Origin of the sequence: Paenibacillus sp. FSL H8-0315, assembly GCF_038005365.1 — a bacterium.
In the GTDB taxonomy this organism is placed as follows: domain Bacteria; phylum Bacillota; class Bacilli; order Paenibacillales; family Paenibacillaceae; genus Paenibacillus_AQ; species Paenibacillus_AQ odorifer.
Map to the genome: position 1 here is coordinate 1,625,135 of NZ_JBBOTA010000001.1, position 19,429 is coordinate 1,644,563.

The window sequence follows — 19,429 nt, forward strand, 5'->3', positions numbered from 1 at the left end:
AGAATAACAAATACACCGACAAAACCCCATATTAAAAACCATAAGATTTTCACCCCCGGCAGCCTCGGACTTGCCTGGTCCTCCAGCATCTTAATTTGCTGCTCCAGCTCCAGTATTTTCTCTTCTCCTGCGTCATATATCTATGAATGACATACCAGTCTCAGTATATTATCTTATACTATATACAAATTATTTATATGGAGGGAATTAATGAAGAAAAAAACAAAACTAATCTTCATCGTTCTAATCCTTTTAATCTATGGAATAACATCCTTAGCCCTCCACTCCTTCCAAAATCATATGAACAGAGAAGTCATTCATTATCTAGTAGAGACGAGAAATTATAAGAAAGAAGATTTTGATAAAGTATACACCCAGATTGCCAAAGCTCCCCTCGTAAGTACCACGGTGATTTTTGCAGACGAACCCTACGCAAGATACTTTTATCGAAAAGAAAATGGAAGGATCTTTCAATACAGCAGGGCTCCTGTTAAAGGTAATGATCCTAGCTATACATATAAACATATCGAGGAGAATCTCCCGTGAAGGAGTTGCCCTATAAAAAAGACGCGTTTGTCCAGCAGTCAGCACTTTGCTGCTTGGGCAAACGCGTTTTTTTGATCTTCCCTGCTCTAAATAGGTAAACATCGTTTGCGTAGACAGGTGATGGTAGAGGGTCCAGGACATGTGCCGATGCACTTGACTAAAGAGAGTATGGATAAGCAACTTGAAACTTGTAACGAAGCCCCTTTTTATACATTAGGTCCACTGACTACAGATAACATTGGCGTGGTTCTTAGCAGCTATCGGACACAGTTGATCTTATGCGCGGTATAACACTCCATTTCAAAGTGTAGCGGACCCCATAGCCTTTATTGGCATGAAAAACACCATATAAGACCTCCTTTTTAAGGAATAGCGTCACTGGAGTCCGCGAACCTGCTCAAAAGCCTATAAATATGCAAATAACGACTTCTGAGTCCGTAAGCCTCTGGAGATAATTTATGAATAGGTATTCTTTACGCTCAAACACAAAGGAATTTCCTCAGGAACAAAATGTGACCTAATGCCGTCCTAAATGGTGTTATAGGTAAAGGGGGGCACAGTATCATGCAGCGATCCATGACCCGGCCGGGAAATCATGTGATGAAGAGTTACGAAATCTACGCAGATATGCTGTTCCGGATCGCTTTGGTCCATCTAGGCAACCGGCAAGATGCCGAAGAAGCCACTCAGGATACCTTCATCAAGCTAATAGAAAAAGCGCCGGAGTTCAAAGATGCCGAACATCAGAAGGCATGGCTGATCCGGGTAATCACCAACCATTGTAAAACACTACTGGGCAGAGGCTGGCGCAAGCGTGAGGTTAAGCTGGAGAGCGCTGAGCCAATTGCGGCAGACAGCCCCGAGGATTGGGCTCTGCTGCAGTTAGTTATGGCGATGCCCATGAAGTATAAAACCGTAATCCATCTTTATTATTACGAGGACTATCCCATCCAGGAGATCAGCAAGATTCTGCAGATTAGTCAGTCTGCCGTGAAGATGAGACTTCAGCGGGGACGGCAACTGTTAAAACTGGAGCTGGAAGGAGCGGAACCACAGTGAAGGAAGATCAGTTTCGAACAACATATAAGAAAGCGGTGGATTCGATGAAACCAGGTGAAGAGATGAAAAAAGAATTGTTCAATAAAATAGAGCAGCGGCAGGAGCGGAAGCGTCCGCGCAAAACCGTTTATATCGCAGCAAGTGTCGTGCTCGCCGCAGGAATAGGTCTGGCTGGGCCTAGTATATGGCAGCAGTTGAACAGTCAGAGCTCCCCAGGGCAGGTTGCCCAGGTAACTCCGGGAGCAAGTAATGCTGGCAATTCAGGCACAGCTACATCCGGCAGCATTGTCATTCCCAAGCTGAAACTGCCAGATAAGGAGTCTGGCGTGAAGGCAGATATGATCGCCTTGGTCGTGTATAAAAATAATATTTATACACAGTCAGCGACTCGCATTGACGCTGCCGATGCTGCTGCTCTGCGCGGTGATAAGTTGGGACGCACTACAGGCGGCATCAACGAATGGAGCGGTAACGACGAATATATTGAGTTAGCCTCGAACATCGGCGAAACGGATCTCTATTCCGTGAAGGGCTATGACTCCAGCTTTCTGATTATGTCCTATTCGGTAATCAACGGCGAGGTATTCGCCGAACTGTATGAGCACACGAACGGCATCACCATAAACAGCGGCGCCGACCTGTTCGGCAAACTGAATCTTGAAGGCCGAGTTACTTCAGCTCAATGGGAAAGCTTCAACAGTTGGAACAACGGCCTCCAGCAGCAGGCGCCAATCGCCAATAGCGAGGCGCTTGATGGCTTCCTGACAGCCCTCCAAGCGGCCAAACCGCTGGCAGCAGAGCCGCTGATCGAGCAAGGCATCTACGACAGCGAAGACCGCAAGATCATCTATTTGCAGCTGGAAGACAACGCCCGAGTAGAGCTGACGCTGTTCGGTCAAGGACTTGTACGCTACGGTCAAGCACCGGTATTCTTCGAGGTCGAATCCGGGGCATTCCAGCAGCTGTGGAACAGCATGAAACTTTAGGAATGCTGGTGGAAACCCAGGGATAGCGATCGGGACTCGATCGGGACTGCGATCGGGACTGCAATCAGAACTGCGATCGGGACTGCGATCGGAACTGCGATCGGGACTGCGATCGGAACTGCGATCGGGACTCGATCGGGACTGCAATCAGGACTGCGATCGGGACTCGATCGGGACTGCGATCGGGACTGTGATCGAGACTGCGGTTGGACTGCGATCGGGACTGCAATCGGAAGAAATTAGGGACAACGTTTCGGTCACCCTGCTCTCCATTGGACAATTTAGCTGGCTGTTAACAAAAACGGCGCTGCTTCAAAACCATTTCATGGTTTGGAGCAGTGCCGTTTTGTGCTTTACTGAATGGTTTATGAACTCGCATACTAGATATGCTGGTTGTAGAGGTGAGACTACTGATTGTTCCTTTAAAAGCTGCTTCTCATTATAATTTCTGCAACTAAATCTGTGAGGAGCACGGCACTAACGAGCTAACGAATAAACGAACTAACCTCCTCCACCTCGAGCTATCGGACCCAGATGTCGCTATTTGCTGATTTTCAGCCTTAAGAGCATGGTTTCGGACTCCATGGACGCTAATGCCTAGAAAGAGGCTCACATGCGGTACTTTTTATGCCAATAGCGACTATGGAGTCCGTTAGAATTGCAAATGTGGAAAAAAACCGCTTTAAGGGTCAGCTGTGTCTGACAGGAGAAGCATCGTTCACGTAATTGTTATGGAATCAAATTTCAAAGGAACACAGGGTCTCTCTCGATACTTCCGATTGCTGCAAAAAAGGAACGCCCACCATGGACGCTCCTTGAATTTCTTATTAGTCTACTACACTCTAGCTAGTTACGCATTTACACTTTCTGTTTTACGATCCTGTCTTGCGTGTAATGTTTTCATCGCAAATCTTGCGATCGGCTGCGCAACCAACAGTTCAATCCAAAATGCTATTCCAAAGTTTCTCGGCCAGATGTGAAGGAAGTTTTTAAGTGGATCCAGGCTTATTTGTTTCGTCCCAACCCATGTGCCGATAATTGATAGTAAAATAGATAACACTGTGACATTCAATAAAGTATTCAACAGAATCCTTGCATTAAATCCATCGGTTTGTCCCATGAATTTCGGCATCACTTTTCCAACAATCGGTCCTGCAACTAATCTTACGGATAAAACTACGATCATCCACATAAACGGAATAACCTTTAGTGTATCTATATACACTTCCTTACTGAAGCCGCGTTCCAAACCCACAATAATAGGGGCAATAGTGTTAACTGAAATGATTGAAATAATGAGTAAAAATAGTATACCTTCTTTTCCGTTTCTGGGCAGTCTTGTGTCTCCATGCATGTTTGTCATCTCCGTGAATAATATTTCAGATGGCAGACGTATCATGAGACATATATTTTTGGCCCAATAAAAAAGACCAATATCTCTACACACTGATATTATAATTATAACATTTATTTAAAATGAATGTCAGACCTTCTATTTAAAATTCTTAAAATTCTCCTCCTGATAGCGAATAGTTACCTGCATGCGCCTTACAAGATCAGCAGTGGCAGAGAAGTCGTAAAAATCGTCAATTGCTGTTCAACTTATAATCAAGTTATCTTCAGATTTCTGAAAATTTATTTGTATTTCCCCACCTAATTAGACCTCTCAGTATTCATTTCCGCGATTTTTCTGATTCCCTTGTCCAAACACAATGAATCTCAATTCATATATATATAGCAAACTAATAAAGAGGTGAAGCTCATGGCAACAACAACAGGCATCATTACGAACACAGGGACTACCCCAGCATCCAACGTGCTCATTAATATCGATAATGACAACCTTAGTTTTTCATCTAACGTAGTCTATCACGTTTACGTATGGAATACCTTGGTTAGTAAAGGTTTAGTCTACTCCAACTCATTAAATGTTAATGCTAACACCAGCCAGTTTCTCAGTTTTAATATCGCAGGCAATTCAGCTTATGAAGTCCAATTTCTCGTAACTGGAAACGCACCGGCAGACACGATTATCACGGTGTTCGGAACGGATTCGTCAGGAAACGTCATTCCCCATCAAAGAGTGCTGCAATCCGAACTTACTTTCATAGCTCAGCTGAACCCATAAGTACCGAAAACTCTCTGACGAAAGGAGCTTAGCATGGCTAATATTCAAATTTCGCCGAGCGCAAGCGTTCAGTTTGAGCCCACCATCGCGGTAAATTGGCTTAATCCTTCAGTTATGGTTGCCGTAGCTGTAGATCTTCGATTAGGCCCTCCTAATATAGGTTTATACAAATCTATTGACGCAGGTGCCACTTGGACAACAACGTTATTGCCGTTACCGACAGGATTTGCAGGCATCGAAGCACCACATATTGATTATATTTTCCCGACCACTTTCGTAGTATTAGCCCACGCCTTCGATTCAGACGGTCTCAGCGGGTCGATCGTTTCCTATACATCTGCCGACAATGCCTCTTCATTCGGACCTCCAGTCATCGTGAATCAAGGGTTTGGGCAGTTTGTAAATGATGATCAGGTGGTCGTTGTCACCGACAAAGCTGGATCAAGTCCCTTTTTTGGAAATGTATATACTGGTTATACGCATGATTACAACACACAATTCATACCGGGAAATACGATATTCTTCAATCGTTCCCTAGATAACGGTAGTACCTATTCCAGTCCCTCCCTGCTGTCTTCGGTCGAAGAATTCGAAGAATTCCCCGGTATAGCAATTACATTAAATGGGATTGTTATCGTAGGATGGATCAATCAGCCTCCCGGTAATACTGATCTTAAAATTCGCACATCCTCAGACGGTGGGGTCATTTTTACTCCTGAAACCATGGTCGCCAGCGTTGTAGTCCCACCAGATCCATTGCCGGGATATACATTTAGATGTCTGACATACCCTTCCCTCGCAGCAGATATTTCTAATGCACCGACGACGCGAGGTAATGTCTATGCTGTATGGCAAGATTTTCGAGAAGGTTATTCCGATATTTTTCTTGCCACTTCCACCAATTTTGGTGTGGATTGGGGGGCACCAATATCCATTACAGGTAGTCCGGTGGGCTCCCAAAACTTTTTCCCAGCCATCACCGTATCCCCTGCGGATGGTGCAATATTCGTTACCTATTACACTAATCGAGTCAACCCCCTCAACCTTGATGTTTATCTAGCAACCTCTAGAGATGGCGGTATGACGTATACAAACACTCGGATAACAACAACTTCCTTTGACGTCACCGGCATCCCCCTAATTGGGGACTACATCGGTAATGCCATCGTCCCCCAAACAGGCCGTCTAGTGAGCGTATGGACAGACACGCGGACCGGTACTGAGAACATCTGGTTTGGGGATAATCAATAAGCTATTAATCAACTTCTGATGATAAATTAAAAGGCTGTTAAGTTAGTATATCTACTTGCAATAAAGGATGCCGAGCGAATATGCGGCATCCTCTATTGCTTCTTATCAAAATTCAGCATTAACCTGTTCAAAGAAATCATCAATTTCAGCGTATTGGACATGCTTTTAATTCAATCAAAATCTACGGCGTATGGTGCTTGCTACTTAATAGTCTATATGTCATGACTGTCCCCTTTCCTCTACAAGAGTAGGGCAATTCCACAGAATACATACTTTTTACCGTTTTCCAGATGATCTGTGATAAAACCAGAGGATCTAATAACGCCGTGACCAAAATGTGATCATTTTCTATTTTGTCGCTTTTCCAACTCTTCCACTTCTACTTACAAGGAGCCTATAGATAGCAAAAAACCCTTACTACGTAAGGGTTTTCTCTAAGTGGGCCCTGAGGGACTCGAACCCCCGACCAATCGGTTATGAGCCGACCGCTCTAACCAACTGAGCTAAGGGCCCGGATCTAAAAATATCCGAATGTACAATTGCTGTTGTAATAAAATTGGTTGCGGGGGCAGGATTTGAACCTGCGACCTTCGGGTTATGAGCCCGACGAGCTACCGGGCTGCTCCACCCCGCGTCAGAAATAATATTCAAACAGCGACAATAAATAATATACAGTACAAAATGGGTCTACGTCAAGGATGAATTTGTAAAAGTTCTCAAGGCAAAAATCTAACCCCATATCTTCCTTTGCGGGATCGATAAATCTCCACAAAACTTGGGTCATGATAGCCATAAATCCAGCCATCTTGCTCCAGTCTTTTTGCCAAACAGCCTGCTTGAAATCTCGTTCTGAACAGTTTCGCGAAGTATATCCAATTCATGATGCCCTCTTCTCCTTTTCGCAAATTAATCTTACGCTGCTCTGAACTTATCATGCCCAAGTTCCACAAAATAAGCCACCGGAAATCCGGTGGCTTCTGCATATTCCAAAACTCAATCCCCTATGGAGTCAAAATAATATGTGGGATCTTTTTCGAGCGTACCCAGCATCGTATTCCCTTGCTTCTCCCAAGCTTTAAGTGCACTCTCGACCGTTCTCTTGCCCTGATAAACTTCTGTGAACAGTTGACGCCCAACATCGTTAATACGGCTAATTCCAGGCTTCTGTGTTTGTAGGACGTTCATCAAAGGATCATTGGCTGGTAATGGTTTAAGCGTATAGAAGGACTCCAGATTTACTGAAGGTACTTTCGTGGTAATGTAATCCTTACGGGAAGTTAGTTCCCCGCGGGTATGGGCTTTAATTTTAGCTACTTCATTACTGTTGACGAATTTGATCAAATCCCACGCATCTTCCTTATTAGCAGCCATAGTGTTGATAGCCATCATATTACCTACCCAAGTACCTACAGCCACTCCTGGTTTCTCCTTAAAAGTAGGTACGGTAACGAAACCCCAATCGACAGGATTATAATTTTTAATTTTTGCTGCATTGCGGCTCACACCTGCAAGCTCATTAAGATAATCGTATTCTCCAATTACCATTGCAGCTTTTCCGGTAAGGAAGAGATCCCCTTGGACAGGACTATAGGTACTCCGTTCTGTTTCTATAAAATCCATACCGTTTAACCCAGGTGTAATTTGCTTTTTCACCAATTGGCTGTAGGTCGTCCAAGCTTGACTCCACTGTGTTTGGTTTACCTCCATCTTATGTCCCTTGTTGTCATACATAGCAAGCTCCAGCGGTGAGACATAGGTCTGCATATCCCAGAAAGGATCGCTCATATAACGGTTCATCGAAAAGCCATATATACGCTTATCTTTATTTGTCGATTTCTTGGTCACCTTTTCGGCCAGCGCGAACACTTCATCCCAAGTCATTCCATCTGTCGGATAACCTACACCAGCAGCATCAAAAATACCTTTGTTAAAATATAACGCACTCGACATAAAAGTCGGCGCTAACGCGTAAAGACTTCCTCCACCCAGCTCACGAACTCCACTTAGCATCGTAGGCGCCATATTGCTTAAATCATATTGATCTCGTGCGATAAGCGGCTCCAGCGGTTGCACCAGATTATGTTCCACCAAACTCTTCACCAATGTACTATCACCGACGATTACATCAACTGGCTCTGCACCGCCCATAATTGCTCGGATATTCTCCAGATTATCTGGGTTAACCTCTGGATAGGTGCTGTCAAAACGAAGCTCATTCATATTGATGGCTGGAATAATCTCAAGTTTGATTTCAGGATGCTGCAATTCATACATATCTGTAAACTGCTGACGAAAAGAAGAATCGTCCTCTCCAGACCAGAGGCTGCCAATACGTAACACGCGCTGTTCTGTAGATGGCTTAGAAGCCTCCGCCCAAGCTGTGTGCCTGCTTTCAGAAATTAAAGGCAATAGGAGTGCTGCACATATTCCAAAGCTTAACCAGCGCCGCCATAGCCTTCTATTATTATTTATATGATTCATTCTTGAACCCTCCCATAAAATACTCAATCCATCCACCTTATGAATAATTACCCATAATTCTAGTAACAGTATATAGCTTTATTCAGGAGGGGAAGTTACAGGCTGTTTAAAGTTATGCTACGATTTCTTCATATTATTTCTATAAAAAACGTTCCGGGAGTTTCCTGAGGATACTAAAATGCCTTTCTGCGGCAGGATAATTGCACTTTGTGCAACTATTACAGCTGAGTGTGTTGTGCTTCTCCTTTTAATTGCACTATGTGCAGTTAAAAAACGTTATTAGGTGCTTTCAGCGGATTTCTGGCTGATTTAATTGCACAAAGTGCAATTATATCGCCAGATCCTCTAAGGAAGGTTAGTTTAAGTGCAGAAACTGCAACTATTCTGCGTTTGAGACGACAGCGCAATGGAATCACCGGGTGTCAGAGCGTTCAGAGCGTAGAGCGATAGCGCATAGCAGCAGAGTTTCAGAGTGTAGAGCGACAGCGCATAGCAGCAGAGTATCAGAATCCAGAGTGTCAGAACGCAATATACCAGAGCGACAGAACTCAGATCAGCCAAGTGTCAGAACGTGAATGTAAATGTAAATGTAGATGTGAAATGTGAATGCAAACACCAAAACCCTACTCTCCACTCTACTTTTCCTTTTACCAGTACAGCATTCGCCTTCCCTACTAACTAACCTACTAACTAACCTGCACCTTTCCTGTGATCGGTACAAATAGCCCCTTCTGCGGCAGGATAATTGCACTTTGTGCAACTATTACAGCTGAGTGTGTTGTGCTTCTCCTTTTAATTGCACTATGTGCAGTTAAAAAACGTTATTAGGAGCTTTCGGCAGATTTCTGGGTGATATAATTGCACAAAATGCAACTATATCACCAGATCCTCTAAGGAAGGTTAGTTTAAGTGCACAAACTGCAACTATTCGGCGTGTGTGACGACAGCACGATGGAATCACCGGGGCAGAGTATAATATTCCAGAGCGCCAGAGTTTACACCTGCCGCGGCTGGATCATTGCATCTTTCAGCAATAAATAACAACGTACTTTATGCACCTATACAGCAGAGTGTGCTTTAAGCTTTCCTTTTTATTACACTCAATGTAGTTAAAAAGAAAAGCCTCCCACCAAAAAGTGAGAGGCCCGTCCAATCTATACTCAAATATTTAGTTTAAACGCCAAATGCGGAAGGATCTTTTCTCCAAGATTTCAGCAGTTCCACATCTGTAGCTGCGATCTTGCCTTGTGTAAGAGCCACATCAATCAATGTGCTGTAGTTGGACAAACTTTGTAATGGCATCTCTGCTGCGGCAAAAGCATCCACCGCACGGTCCAGCTCGTAGCTGAAGATTGCCAATACAGCCAACGCTTCTGCGCCTGCTTCTTGCACAGCTTGAGCTGCTTTGATGGAGCTTCCACCAGTGGAGATCAGGTCTTCGATAACGACTACCTTTTGCCCCGGCTTAATCAGTCCTTCGATCTGGTTCTGCTTGCCGTGACCTTTAGCTTTATCGCGGATATAAGCCATTGGCAGATTAAGTTTATCAGCTACCCAAGCTGCGTGAGGAATGCCTGCGGTTGCTGTACCTGCGATCACCTCTGCGTCTGGATACTGGCTTTTAATAAGCTCAGCGAAGGCATCAGCAATATAGTTACGTACCTCTGGGTAAGCCATAGTCAGACGGTTATCGCAATAGATCGGGGATTTAATACCAGAGGTCCAGGTAAAAGGCTCCTGCGGACGCAGTGCCACTGCTCCTATCGTAAGCAGATAACTTGCTACTTGTTCACTTCTATTTAATGTACTCATGCTAGGGTCATCTCCTCAATAATATTTAGTGCTGCTTGACGTGGATCAGCCGCAGTTGTAACAGGACGGCCCACCACCAGAAAGTGGCTGCCTTGCTGAATGGCTTTGCCCGGCGTCATCACCCGGGACTGGTCACCTAGGGATGCACCTGCTGGCCGGATACCAGGTGTAACTGTACAAAATGCGGGCCCACAAGCCTCTGCGATCGCTGAAGACTCTTGCGGTGAAGCCACTACTCCATCCAGACCTGCAGCGGCTGCCAGCTTAGCGTATCTGACTACAGTATCTGCTACGTCTCCTGCGATTCCAATTTCGTTATTCATCACTTCTTGGCTCGTGCTGGTCAGCTGTGTAACTGCGATAATCAAAGGCATTTTAAGCGAAGCATTCGCATTAACTACTGAAGCAGCGCCTTCCCGGGCTGCAGCCATCATCGCTGAGCCTCCTGCGGCATGTACGTTAAACATATCCACACCGAGGTTCGTAAGGCTTTCTGCCCCACCTTTTACCGTGTTAGGAATATCATGCATTTTGACATCTGCAAATACAGAATACCCCCGAGATTTCAGTTCATTAATGAATTCCGGTCCCGCTGCATAAAAGAGCTGCATTCCCACTTTCATATAACAAGGAATCCCTTCCAGCTTGTCAATCAAGGTTCTTGCCCCTGCAACATCAGGGTAATCCAAGGCGATCATCAAGCGATTCGCCATTTCATTCCACTTCGCATCTCCCTGTCCCATAACCGTTCTCCCATCCAGTGCAGACTTAAATCCACACTCTTCATTTATTAGCCCCTAGGCATAGCGGAACGGTCTGCGTAAACGCAAACCGCCCTATACATCTTTATGAGATTAGTTTAATTGACCGACAAAAGCAGGCATGGACTGTGACGAGAAATTGATCGTCTGCAGCATTCTGAGCAGTGCCGTTACTGTATCGAGTGATGTCATACATACGACACCATTCTCAACCGCTTCACGACGGATACGGAATCCATCACGCTCTGGTGTTTTCCCTTTAGTCAGTGTATTAAAGACGAAGTTGGCTTGCCCACCACGAATCAAGTCGAGAATGTTCGGCGCACCTTCATCCAGCTTGTTTACGTTCATTACGTTGAGACCTGCTTCTTCAAGCGCTTGAGCGGTGCCTCCGGTAGCAATGATCTTGTAACCCAGCGAGTGGAAGCCTTTCATAAGCTCTACAGCTTCTGCTTTATCTTTATCTGCCACTGTAACGATGATAGCGCCGGTTGCTGGAATTTTCATTCCTGCTCCGATTAGACCTTTATACAAAGCTTTTGCATACAATTTATCGCGGCCCATAACCTCACCCGTCGATTTCATTTCAGGTCCGAGCGTTGGTTCTACTCTACGCAGCTTGGCAAAAGAGAACACCGGCACTTTAACCGATACATAATCACTTTCCGGCCATAGACCTTCTGTATAACCGTCATCTTTCAGCTTGCCGCCGAGAATGATTTTGGTTGCCAGATGCGCCATTGGAATTCCAGTTACTTTACTCAAGAATGGAACCGTACGCGATGAACGTGGATTTACTTCAATTACGTACACTTCATTCTGATAGATAACGAACTGGATGTTGACCAGACCAATCGTTTTCAGTTCCTTAGCAATCTTGATTGTGATCTCAGCAATTTTTGCTTTCAGACCTTCATCCAGATATTGCGGAGGATATACAGCGATGGAGTCACCGGAGTGAACGCCTGCACGCTCAACATGCTCCATGATCCCTGGAATAACTACCGTCTCACCGTCACAAATTGCGTCTACCTCAACCTCTTTACCTAACATGTAACGGTCAATCAATACCGGATGCTCCGGATTTACCTTAACCGCTTCTACCATGTAGCTAAGCAATTCCGCATCATTATATACAATTTCCATTGCGCGTCCACCCAGTACATAGGAAGGACGTACCAGCACCGGATACCCAAGCGATTGTGCAGTTTCTACTGCTTGATCTACGTTGATAACCGTCTTTCCTTTTGGTTGGGCAATATCCAGACGAGCCAACAAAGCTTCGAATTTCTTCCGGTCTTCAGCTTCGTCAATACTGTCTAGGCTAGTTCCGAGAATCTTAACGCCAGCCGCACTTAGTGGTGCAGCAAGGTTAATGGCTGTTTGGCCTCCGAACTGTACGATAACCCCAATCGGATTCTCTTGCGCAATTACGTTCATTACATCTTCAAAGAATAACGGTTCGAAATACAACCGGTCCGAAGTATTAAAATCCGTAGATACAGTCTCAGGGTTATTATTGATAATAACTGCTTCATAACCTGCCTTCTGAATCGCCCACACTGCATGCACAGTGGAGTAATCGAACTCAATCCCTTGGCCGATCCGGATTGGACCCGATCCAAGCACGATAACCTTTTGTTTATCGGAATGAATGACCTCATTTTCAGTCTCATAAGTAGAGTAGTAGTAAGGTGTAGAAGCTTCGAACTCAGCTGCACAGGTATCTACCATTTTGAATACAGGCGTTAATCCTCGCTCTAAACGAAGCGCGCGTACATCAGCTTCTTTAGTGTATTTACCGTTCGCTTGTCCTTCTGCACGTATCTCAGCAATCGCACGGTCTGTAAAACCTCTGCGTTTAGCTTGATATAAGGTTTCTTCTGATAAGCTTTCATCCCCACGGATGACCTCTTCAAAGTTGATCAGTCCCTCGATTTTGGACAGGAACCACCAGTCTACGTTAGTAATGTCTTGAATCTCTTGCAAGCCAAATCCGCGGCGGAAAGCTTCAGCGATCAAGAACAACCGCTCATCATCAGGTTTTGCCAGACGTTCACGCAGGACGCTTTCTTCCAGATCCTCAGCGCCCGGCAGGCGGAAACGGTGTACACCGATTTCCAGGGAACGAATTGCTTTATGAATGGACTCTTCGAAGGTACGACCGATGGCCATAACTTCTCCAGTTGCTTTCATTTGTGTGCCCAGCTTACGGTTCGCATGAATGAACTTGTCGAACGGCCAGCGTGGGATTTTGCTTACGATATAGTCAAGTGTAGGCTCGAAGCAAGCATAGGTCTGTCCAGTAACTGGATTGACGATTTCATCGAGTGTGTAACCAAGTGCGATTTTGGCAGCCATTTTGGCAATCGGATAACCGGTTGCTTTCGAAGCCAAAGCCGAAGAGCGGCTGACACGTGGATTTACTTCTATTACATAATATTGATAGCTTTGCGGATCCAGTGCGAACTGCACGTTGCAGCCACCCTCGATATTCAGCGCACGAATGATTTTGAGTGAAGCGCTGCGAAGCATTTGATATTCACGGTCGGATAACGTTTGGCTAGGTGCCACAACGATACTGTCACCCGTATGCACACCTACCGGGTCAAAGTTCTCCATGTTGCAGACAACGATACAGTTGTCATTCGCATCACGCATAACCTCGTATTCAACTTCCTTCATGCCGGCAATACTTTTCTCCACCAAACATTGTCCAATTGGACTATAACGAATACCTGCTTTGACAGTCTCAAGCAGCTCTTCTTCGTTGTCGCAGATCCCGCCGCCGGTGCCGCCAAGCGTATAGGCTGGGCGTACAATCAGTGGAAAACCAATTTCCTCAGCGAATTTCATCGCTTCATCTACTGTGGTAATAATAGTGCTCTCTGGTACAGGCTGTTCCAATTCGCGCATCAAATCGCGGAACAAATCGCGATCCTCTGCTTTTTCAATGGATTCAAGCTGGGTACCTAGAAGCTTAACATTCTCTTGTTCTAGTACTCCTGCACGAGCCAATTCTACAGCCATATTAAGACCTGTCTGTCCTCCCAAAGTTGGCAACAAGCCATCTGGGCGCTCCTGGCGGATGATGCCAGTTACGAATTCAAGGGTAATCGGCTCGATATAAACTTTATCAGCCATATTGGTGTCAGTCATGATAGTCGCTGGGTTACTGTTGATCAGCACAACTTCCACGCCTTCTTCTTTCAGGGCCTGACAGGCCTGAGTTCCGGCGTAGTCAAATTCTGCGGCTTGCCCGATAACAATCGGTCCAGAACCAATTACTAATATTTTTTTAAGCTTTTCATTCTTAGGCATGTTATAGAGCTCCTTTCACGGCTTCAAGCTGTTTTACTGTAGGTTTTGGCGCCGTGATTCTGGCGTTTGCCGCAAGCTGCGCCTGGCGCGAGCTTACAGGTGTGTTAGCTTTATGGTCAGCGATCATCTGTAAGAAACGATCGAATAAATAGCTGCTGTCATGAGGTCCCGGTGCTGCTTCTGGATGGTACTGTACTGAAAATGCAGGGTAACGGGTATGTTTAAGTCCTTCAACGGTCTTATCATTATTATTAATGTGAGTAACTTCTAGATCCGTGCTCTTCACAGAATCTTCATTCACTGTGTAGCCATGGTTCTGAGAAGTAATGAAGCAACGTCCGCTCTCCAATTCTTTAACCGGATGGTTACCGCCACGGTGCCCGAATTTCAGCTTCTCTGTATCCGCGCCACAAGCCAGTGCAAACAGCTGGTGACCTAAGCAGATGCCGAAGATTGGGTATTCACCAAGCAATTCCGAGATCGTCTTCACTGCGTGTGGGACGTCTTTCGGGTCCCCAGGGCCGTTGGACAGCTGGATACCATCTGGATTGAGGCGACGAATCTCATCAGCGGTTACGTCATGAGGTACAACTACAACGTCACAACCGCGATTGTTCAACTCGCGCAAGATACCAGCCTTCGCACCGTAATCTACCAAGACGATGCGCTCTTTGGTTCCTGGACTATTGTACATGCTTGGAGTAGATGTGCGAGCTACCTGATTGCGCAATTCTTCAATTGAGGTGTCGCCCATCATTTCCATCAATTCCTCTACACGTTTGTTAGAGGTAGTCAGGATCGCCTTCATTGTTCCGTAGTGGCGAATAATCCGCGTCAACATCCGGGTATCAATCTCGCTGATTCCAGGAATATCATATTCTTTCAGCAGGTCGTCCACACTGTATTCTGCGCGCCAGTTACTTGGAACTTCTTCATGACGACGCACTACAAAACCGTGTACGAAAGGTCGAACAGATTCGAAATCATCCCGCGTAATCCCGTAGTTCCCGATCAATGGGTACGTCATGGTAACGATTTGTCCGCAATATGAAGGGTCAGACAGCACCTCTTGATATCCTGTAATTCCTGTGTTAAAAACAACCTCGCCTGTCTTTTCACCTTCAGCGCCAAATGCGGTACCTGTAAATAAAGTTCCGTCTTGAAGCAGCAATCTCGCCTGCATTCCCTTCCACTCCTTCATGTTCTGTAGTCTGATACGTATGCCTTGCATGCCTTCCGGAGTGTACGCGCTCAAATTGCTGATCTGTAAAGATCAGCAATTTCGCCTCACCAGTCCGCTAGTTTTTCTCAGTCCATACGGCTTTGCCGTCCACCCAAGTTTTTACTGGCCAACCCTTAAGCTTCCAGCCGCCAAAAGGAGTGTTACGTCCTTTGCTTGCGAAGGAACTTGGGTCTACTTCTTTTTCCTGCTCCAGATCGATCAGTGTCAAATCTGCAGGAGCTCCGATCTCCATAACCCCGGTGTTCAATCTGAATACCCGTGCAGGATCGGCAGTCATTCTTTGTACAAGTAAGGATAAATCCCATTTTCCGGTTTCTACAAACGCCGTGTATAAGAGTGGGAAAGCTGTCTCGAATCCAACGATACCAAAAGGTGCCAACTGCATTCCTTTAGCTTTCTCTTCCTCACTATGTGGCGCATGATCTGTAACAATCATATCTAGTGTGCCATCAAGCAACCCTTCGATACACGCTTCAACATCGCGGCGGGAGCGCAGCGGCGGGTTCATTTTCCAATTGGCATCCAGGCCTGGAATATCGTCTTCAGCAAGAAGCAAGTGATGCGGACATACCTCAGCAGTTACTTTAATGCCGATCTCTTTTGCTTGGCGAATCAGCCGCACCGACTGTTCAGTACTGACATGGCATACATGGTAATGAACGCCTGTCGCTTCTGCCAGCAAAATATCGCGTCCAACATGGATCGCTTCTGACTCATTCGGAATTCCTTTGAGGCCATGCTTCTTAGCGAACTCACCTTCAGCTACACAGCAGCCTTCAACCAGCGAATTATCTTCGCAGTGGGCAATGACTGGCATATCGAGCGATGCTGCGATGTTCATTGCATCTTTCATCATTTGAGCACTTTGTACGCCCACACCGTCGTCTGTATAACCAATAGCTCCAGCTTCTTTGAGCGCCGCAAAATCCGTCAACTCACGTCCGAGCTCATTTTTCGTAATGGCTGCATAAGGAAGCACTTTAACTAGTCCTGCTTCACGCGCCTTGTCTTTCACAAATTGCACGATCTCCGGGCTATCTGTCACCGGACGAGTATTTGGCATACATGCAATGGTTGTAAATCCGCCTTTAGCAGCTGAGCGACTTCCGGTTTCCACTGTTTCCTTGTGTTCAAATCCCGGTTCACGCAAGTGCACATGCATATCAATGAGTCCCGGAATGAGCAGCTTACCTTCAGCATCAATGATCTCCGTGGCTTCTCCGATAGCTTCATTTCCGTCGATTATAGCCGAGATCACACCCTCCTGAAGTTCGATGTGTTTGCGCTCAAGCAAGCCTTCCTTATTCAATACGCTGGCGTTTCTAATAATCACTGTCATGATTCTACCTTTACCCTCAGATCACAGCTGCGGGCCCTCTCGTTATTATATAATAAAAATTCATCTTTGTGTATATTTATTAGTCTCTATACGTTAGCATTCTGTAAGCTTATAGTAAAGCTCTTTCGAGAACCGCCATCCGGACCGGTACGCCATTAGACATTTGCGGGAAAATCCGCGATTGACTGCACTCAACTACTGCATCATCAATCTCTAGATTCCGGTTAACCGGAGCTGGATGCATAATGATTGTGTCTTTGGCCAGCTTAGCTGCCCGCTCTTCTGTTAGACCATAGTGGCTACGGTAATCTTCAGCAGACAGCTTAATGCCGGAAGTATGGCGCTCAAGCTGTACTCGAAGCATCATTACTACATCCGCTTTAAGAGCTTCTTCCATAGTTACGTAAGGCGCATACTCCATAAGCTCAGGAGCCTTCATATTATCCGGTGCGCAGAACTGCACCTTGGCTCCCATTTTCGTAAGCCCCCAGAGATTAGAGCGCGCTACGCGGCTATGCATAATGTCCCCAATGATGGAGACTGTCAGACCCTTTAGTTCCCCAAAGGTTTTGGTCATGGTGTATAAATCAAGCAGCGCCTGCGTAGGATGTTCATTGTTGCCGTCGCCCGCATTGATAAGCGGTATGGACACCTTCTCAGCTAACTGCTGCAGCACACCTGCAGGCTTCAAACGCACAACTCCGGCATCGATCCCCATCGATTCCAGTGTGCGCACTGTATCGTAGATCGACTCCCCTTTTTCTACACTAGAAGCTGCAGCCGTAAAATTAAGTACTTGTGCACCTAGTCGTTTCTCTGCCATCTCGAAAGAGAAGCGTGTGCGTGTGCTGTTCTCAAAAAACATGTTAGAAATAAAATGGGAGTTCAAGATGGGCGTTAGCTTTTCACTTTGATTGTCCCAAAATGCTGTTCTGTCAAGCAGTTGGATAATTTCCGACCGGTCAAGCTCTTTGATTCCCAGCAGACTACGTTCCTTTACCTTGGTAAGTGTCATGATGTTATCGTTCCTCCCGGTTTGAAATAATGTAGACCTCATCTTTGCCGTCGTATTCCTTCAGCGCCACTTCAATCTGCTCGTGCTTTGAGGTAGGTACATTCTTACCGATGTAGTCCGGCCGGATCGGCAGCTCGCGGTGTCCGCGGTCAGCCAGTACTGCCAGTTGAATCATTCGTGGGCGTCCGCAATCCATCAAAGCGTCCATCGCCGCGCGGATGGTGCGTCCGGTGTAAAGTACATCATCGAACAAAATGACTTTCTGATCATGGATGCCAGCACTTCCTGAAGTAATAACGACGTTACTCTTCACTACTGCTTCACTGCCTTCCACTTCACGGTCATCCCGGTAATGTGTGATATCCAGCTCACCGTATGGAATCTCGACGCCTTCAATCTCCTTGATGCGCTCAGCGATACGTTGTGCCAGATACACACCTCGTGTCCGAATGCCGACCAGCAGACAATTCTCGATACCTTTGTTCTTCTCCAAAATCTCATGAGCAATACGCGATAAGGCCCGGCGGATCGCCGTTTCATCCATAATGACATTTTTCTCAGTAACCATAATCTTGTCACCCTCCAGCTTGTTCGCCTATTCAAGTTCCCGGAAATCAAAAAACTCCTTGCCTATAACAGGCAAGGAGTGAAATCCGCAGATGAGGAAGATGACGGCCGCGCGCATAAAAAGACAGTTCCGTATTTACACACGGATACCTTTCTAAGAGTCGCGAACCTCGATTCACGTTACCTTGCCAGCCTCACAGGACTGAATTAAAGGCGCTATTCATTTAACAAGAATTATGACAGAACAACCCCCTCATGTCAACTTTCTCTGCCTAAACTTTTGCACTTCTCTTCCTTACTTCTATTAACAACAAGGGGGAAGCGGTACTCAGTATATCTGCATAAAAAACGAGGCTGGTCCCAAATAGCCTTTCATCGCTTTTTGGACAGCCTCGTTTATGTTCTTAACACTACTTAATGTCCAAATGATTCAAAAGGCGCACCTAGTAATGCTGAAAATGATGCAATCGGTGAGGTACTTATATAGTAATTAAGGAATTTCTCCCTGAAATTCAGTGATTTCTGTTCATCAGACTTGTTATTAGGGAAAACTTCCCTAATTATTGGCCAGTTCAGTAAATAATATAGAAAACCCGCTGATTATTAGGGAACTTTTCCCTGATTTCGTACATTTAGAGCGAATATCGGCTAATTTCAGGGAGTTTTTCCCTAATTAGTTTATAACCCACTCTTTACTTCGCACAAACACAGAACGCATATCGCTCACCACACAAGCCCACCGCAGAAAGTCCACTGCACAAATTCCACCGTCACAGCTACCACAAATCATCTACTGCAAGCTGTACGAAAATCAAATATTGCAGTCAACCACCACCCACCCGAATAACAGAACACTACACTAAAATGCACTACAATACACAACACGTGGCATATAGTCATACGGCACAGTAACATCAACA

At 45.6% G+C, this 19,429-nt stretch carries 15 protein-coding genes, 2 tRNA genes and 1 pseudogene; 6 read left to right on the forward strand and 12 right to left on the reverse strand.

Annotated elements, in window-relative coordinates; genetic code table 11:
• Positions 1-210: 210 nt before the first annotated feature.
• The 4 genes and pseudogenes from MHB56_RS07040 to MHB56_RS07055 all read left to right on the forward strand — a co-directional run bounded on the left by MHB56_RS07040 (position 211) and on the right by MHB56_RS07055 (position 2,591).
• Positions 211-546 carry a DUF3139 domain-containing protein gene (locus MHB56_RS07040; protein WP_076279280.1) on the forward strand — a complete coding sequence of 112 codons (336 nt, stop codon included), beginning with the start codon at positions 211-213 and terminating at the stop codon, positions 544-546.
• 114 nt (positions 547-660) lie between these two features.
• A pseudogene (locus MHB56_RS07045) lies at positions 661-780 on the forward strand (phosphomethylpyrimidine synthase ThiC); the annotation flags it as partial.
• Between the two features lie 330 nt (positions 781-1,110).
• Complete coding sequence (locus MHB56_RS07050; RefSeq protein ID WP_076136658.1) at positions 1,111-1,605, forward strand: RNA polymerase sigma factor; 495 nt, start codon at positions 1,111-1,113, stop codon at positions 1,603-1,605.
• Complete coding sequence (locus tag MHB56_RS07055) at positions 1,602-2,591, forward strand: hypothetical protein (RefSeq protein WP_341143428.1); 990 nt, start codon at positions 1,602-1,604, stop codon at positions 2,589-2,591. The genes MHB56_RS07050 and MHB56_RS07055 overlap by 4 nt, the downstream gene beginning before the upstream one ends.
• Before the next feature lie 850 nt (positions 2,592-3,441).
• Here the strand turns inward: MHB56_RS07055 and MHB56_RS07060 are convergent.
• Positions 3,442-3,945, reverse strand: a complete 504-nt coding sequence (locus MHB56_RS07060) for a hypothetical protein (protein ID WP_076128844.1) — start codon at positions 3,943-3,945, stop codon at positions 3,442-3,444.
• Positions 3,946-4,353: 408 nt separating this feature from the next.
• Here MHB56_RS07060 and MHB56_RS07065 point away from each other — a divergent pair, with 408 nt between their 5' ends.
• Positions 4,354-4,719, forward strand: a complete 366-nt coding sequence (locus tag MHB56_RS07065; protein ID WP_339244497.1) for a hypothetical protein — start codon at positions 4,354-4,356, stop codon at positions 4,717-4,719.
• Between the two features lie 33 nt (positions 4,720-4,752).
• Entirely contained in the window at positions 4,753-5,970 is a 1,218-nt protein-coding gene (locus MHB56_RS07070) for a sialidase family protein (RefSeq protein ID WP_076128840.1), read from the forward strand.
• Positions 5,971-6,409: 439 nt separating this feature from the next.
• On the opposite strand, the gene MHB56_RS07075 is transcribed toward MHB56_RS07070, so the two are convergent.
• From MHB56_RS07075 to pyrR, 11 genes are all read right to left on the reverse strand, one after another.
• Positions 6,410-6,483 (reverse strand) — tRNA-Ile (locus MHB56_RS07075).
• A gap of 44 nt (positions 6,484-6,527) precedes the next feature.
• Positions 6,528-6,604 (reverse strand) — tRNA-Met (locus MHB56_RS07080).
• Between the two features lie 82 nt (positions 6,605-6,686).
• Complete coding sequence (locus tag MHB56_RS07085) at positions 6,687-6,851, reverse strand: hypothetical protein (protein WP_167347621.1); 165 nt, start codon at positions 6,849-6,851, stop codon at positions 6,687-6,689.
• A 112-nt stretch (positions 6,852-6,963) separates the two neighbouring features.
• Positions 6,964-8,451: an ABC transporter substrate-binding protein gene (locus MHB56_RS07090; protein ID WP_341143429.1), complete on the reverse strand. Its 1,488-nt coding sequence runs from the start codon at positions 8,449-8,451 to the stop codon at positions 6,964-6,966.
• 1,173 nt (positions 8,452-9,624) lie between these two features.
• The gene (gene pyrE, locus MHB56_RS07095; protein WP_076128834.1) at positions 9,625-10,263 is read right to left on the reverse strand and encodes an orotate phosphoribosyltransferase; all 639 of its coding nucleotides are present in this window, start codon (positions 10,261-10,263) and stop codon (positions 9,625-9,627) included.
• A complete protein-coding gene (pyrF, locus tag MHB56_RS07100; RefSeq protein WP_341143430.1) occupies positions 10,260-11,006 on the reverse strand; it encodes an orotidine-5'-phosphate decarboxylase in 747 nt (248 codons plus the stop codon). The genes pyrE and pyrF overlap by 4 nt, the downstream gene beginning before the upstream one ends.
• A 111-nt stretch (positions 11,007-11,117) precedes the next feature.
• Positions 11,118-14,345: a carbamoyl-phosphate synthase large subunit gene (gene carB, locus MHB56_RS07105; RefSeq protein WP_076185242.1), complete on the reverse strand. Its 3,228-nt coding sequence runs from the start codon at positions 14,343-14,345 to the stop codon at positions 11,118-11,120.
• Position 14,346: 1 nt separating this feature from the next.
• Positions 14,347-15,528, reverse strand: coding sequence for a glutamine-hydrolyzing carbamoyl-phosphate synthase small subunit (gene carA, locus MHB56_RS07110; protein WP_051491286.1), 1,182 nt, complete (start codon positions 15,526-15,528; stop codon positions 14,347-14,349).
• 115 nt (positions 15,529-15,643) lie between these two features.
• On the reverse strand, positions 15,644-16,927 hold the full coding sequence (locus MHB56_RS07115; RefSeq protein ID WP_076128828.1) for a dihydroorotase: 1,284 nt from the start codon (positions 16,925-16,927) through the stop codon (positions 15,644-15,646).
• Positions 16,928-17,036: 109 nt separating this feature from the next.
• Positions 17,037-17,942 (reverse strand): aspartate carbamoyltransferase catalytic subunit, encoded by a 906-nt coding sequence (locus MHB56_RS07120; RefSeq protein WP_036683376.1) that lies wholly within the window; start codon positions 17,940-17,942, stop codon positions 17,037-17,039.
• Between the two features lie 4 nt (positions 17,943-17,946).
• Positions 17,947-18,510, reverse strand: coding sequence for a bifunctional pyr operon transcriptional regulator/uracil phosphoribosyltransferase PyrR (pyrR, locus tag MHB56_RS07125; RefSeq protein ID WP_036683379.1), 564 nt, complete (start codon positions 18,508-18,510; stop codon positions 17,947-17,949).
• Positions 18,511-19,429: the final 919 nt, after the last annotated feature.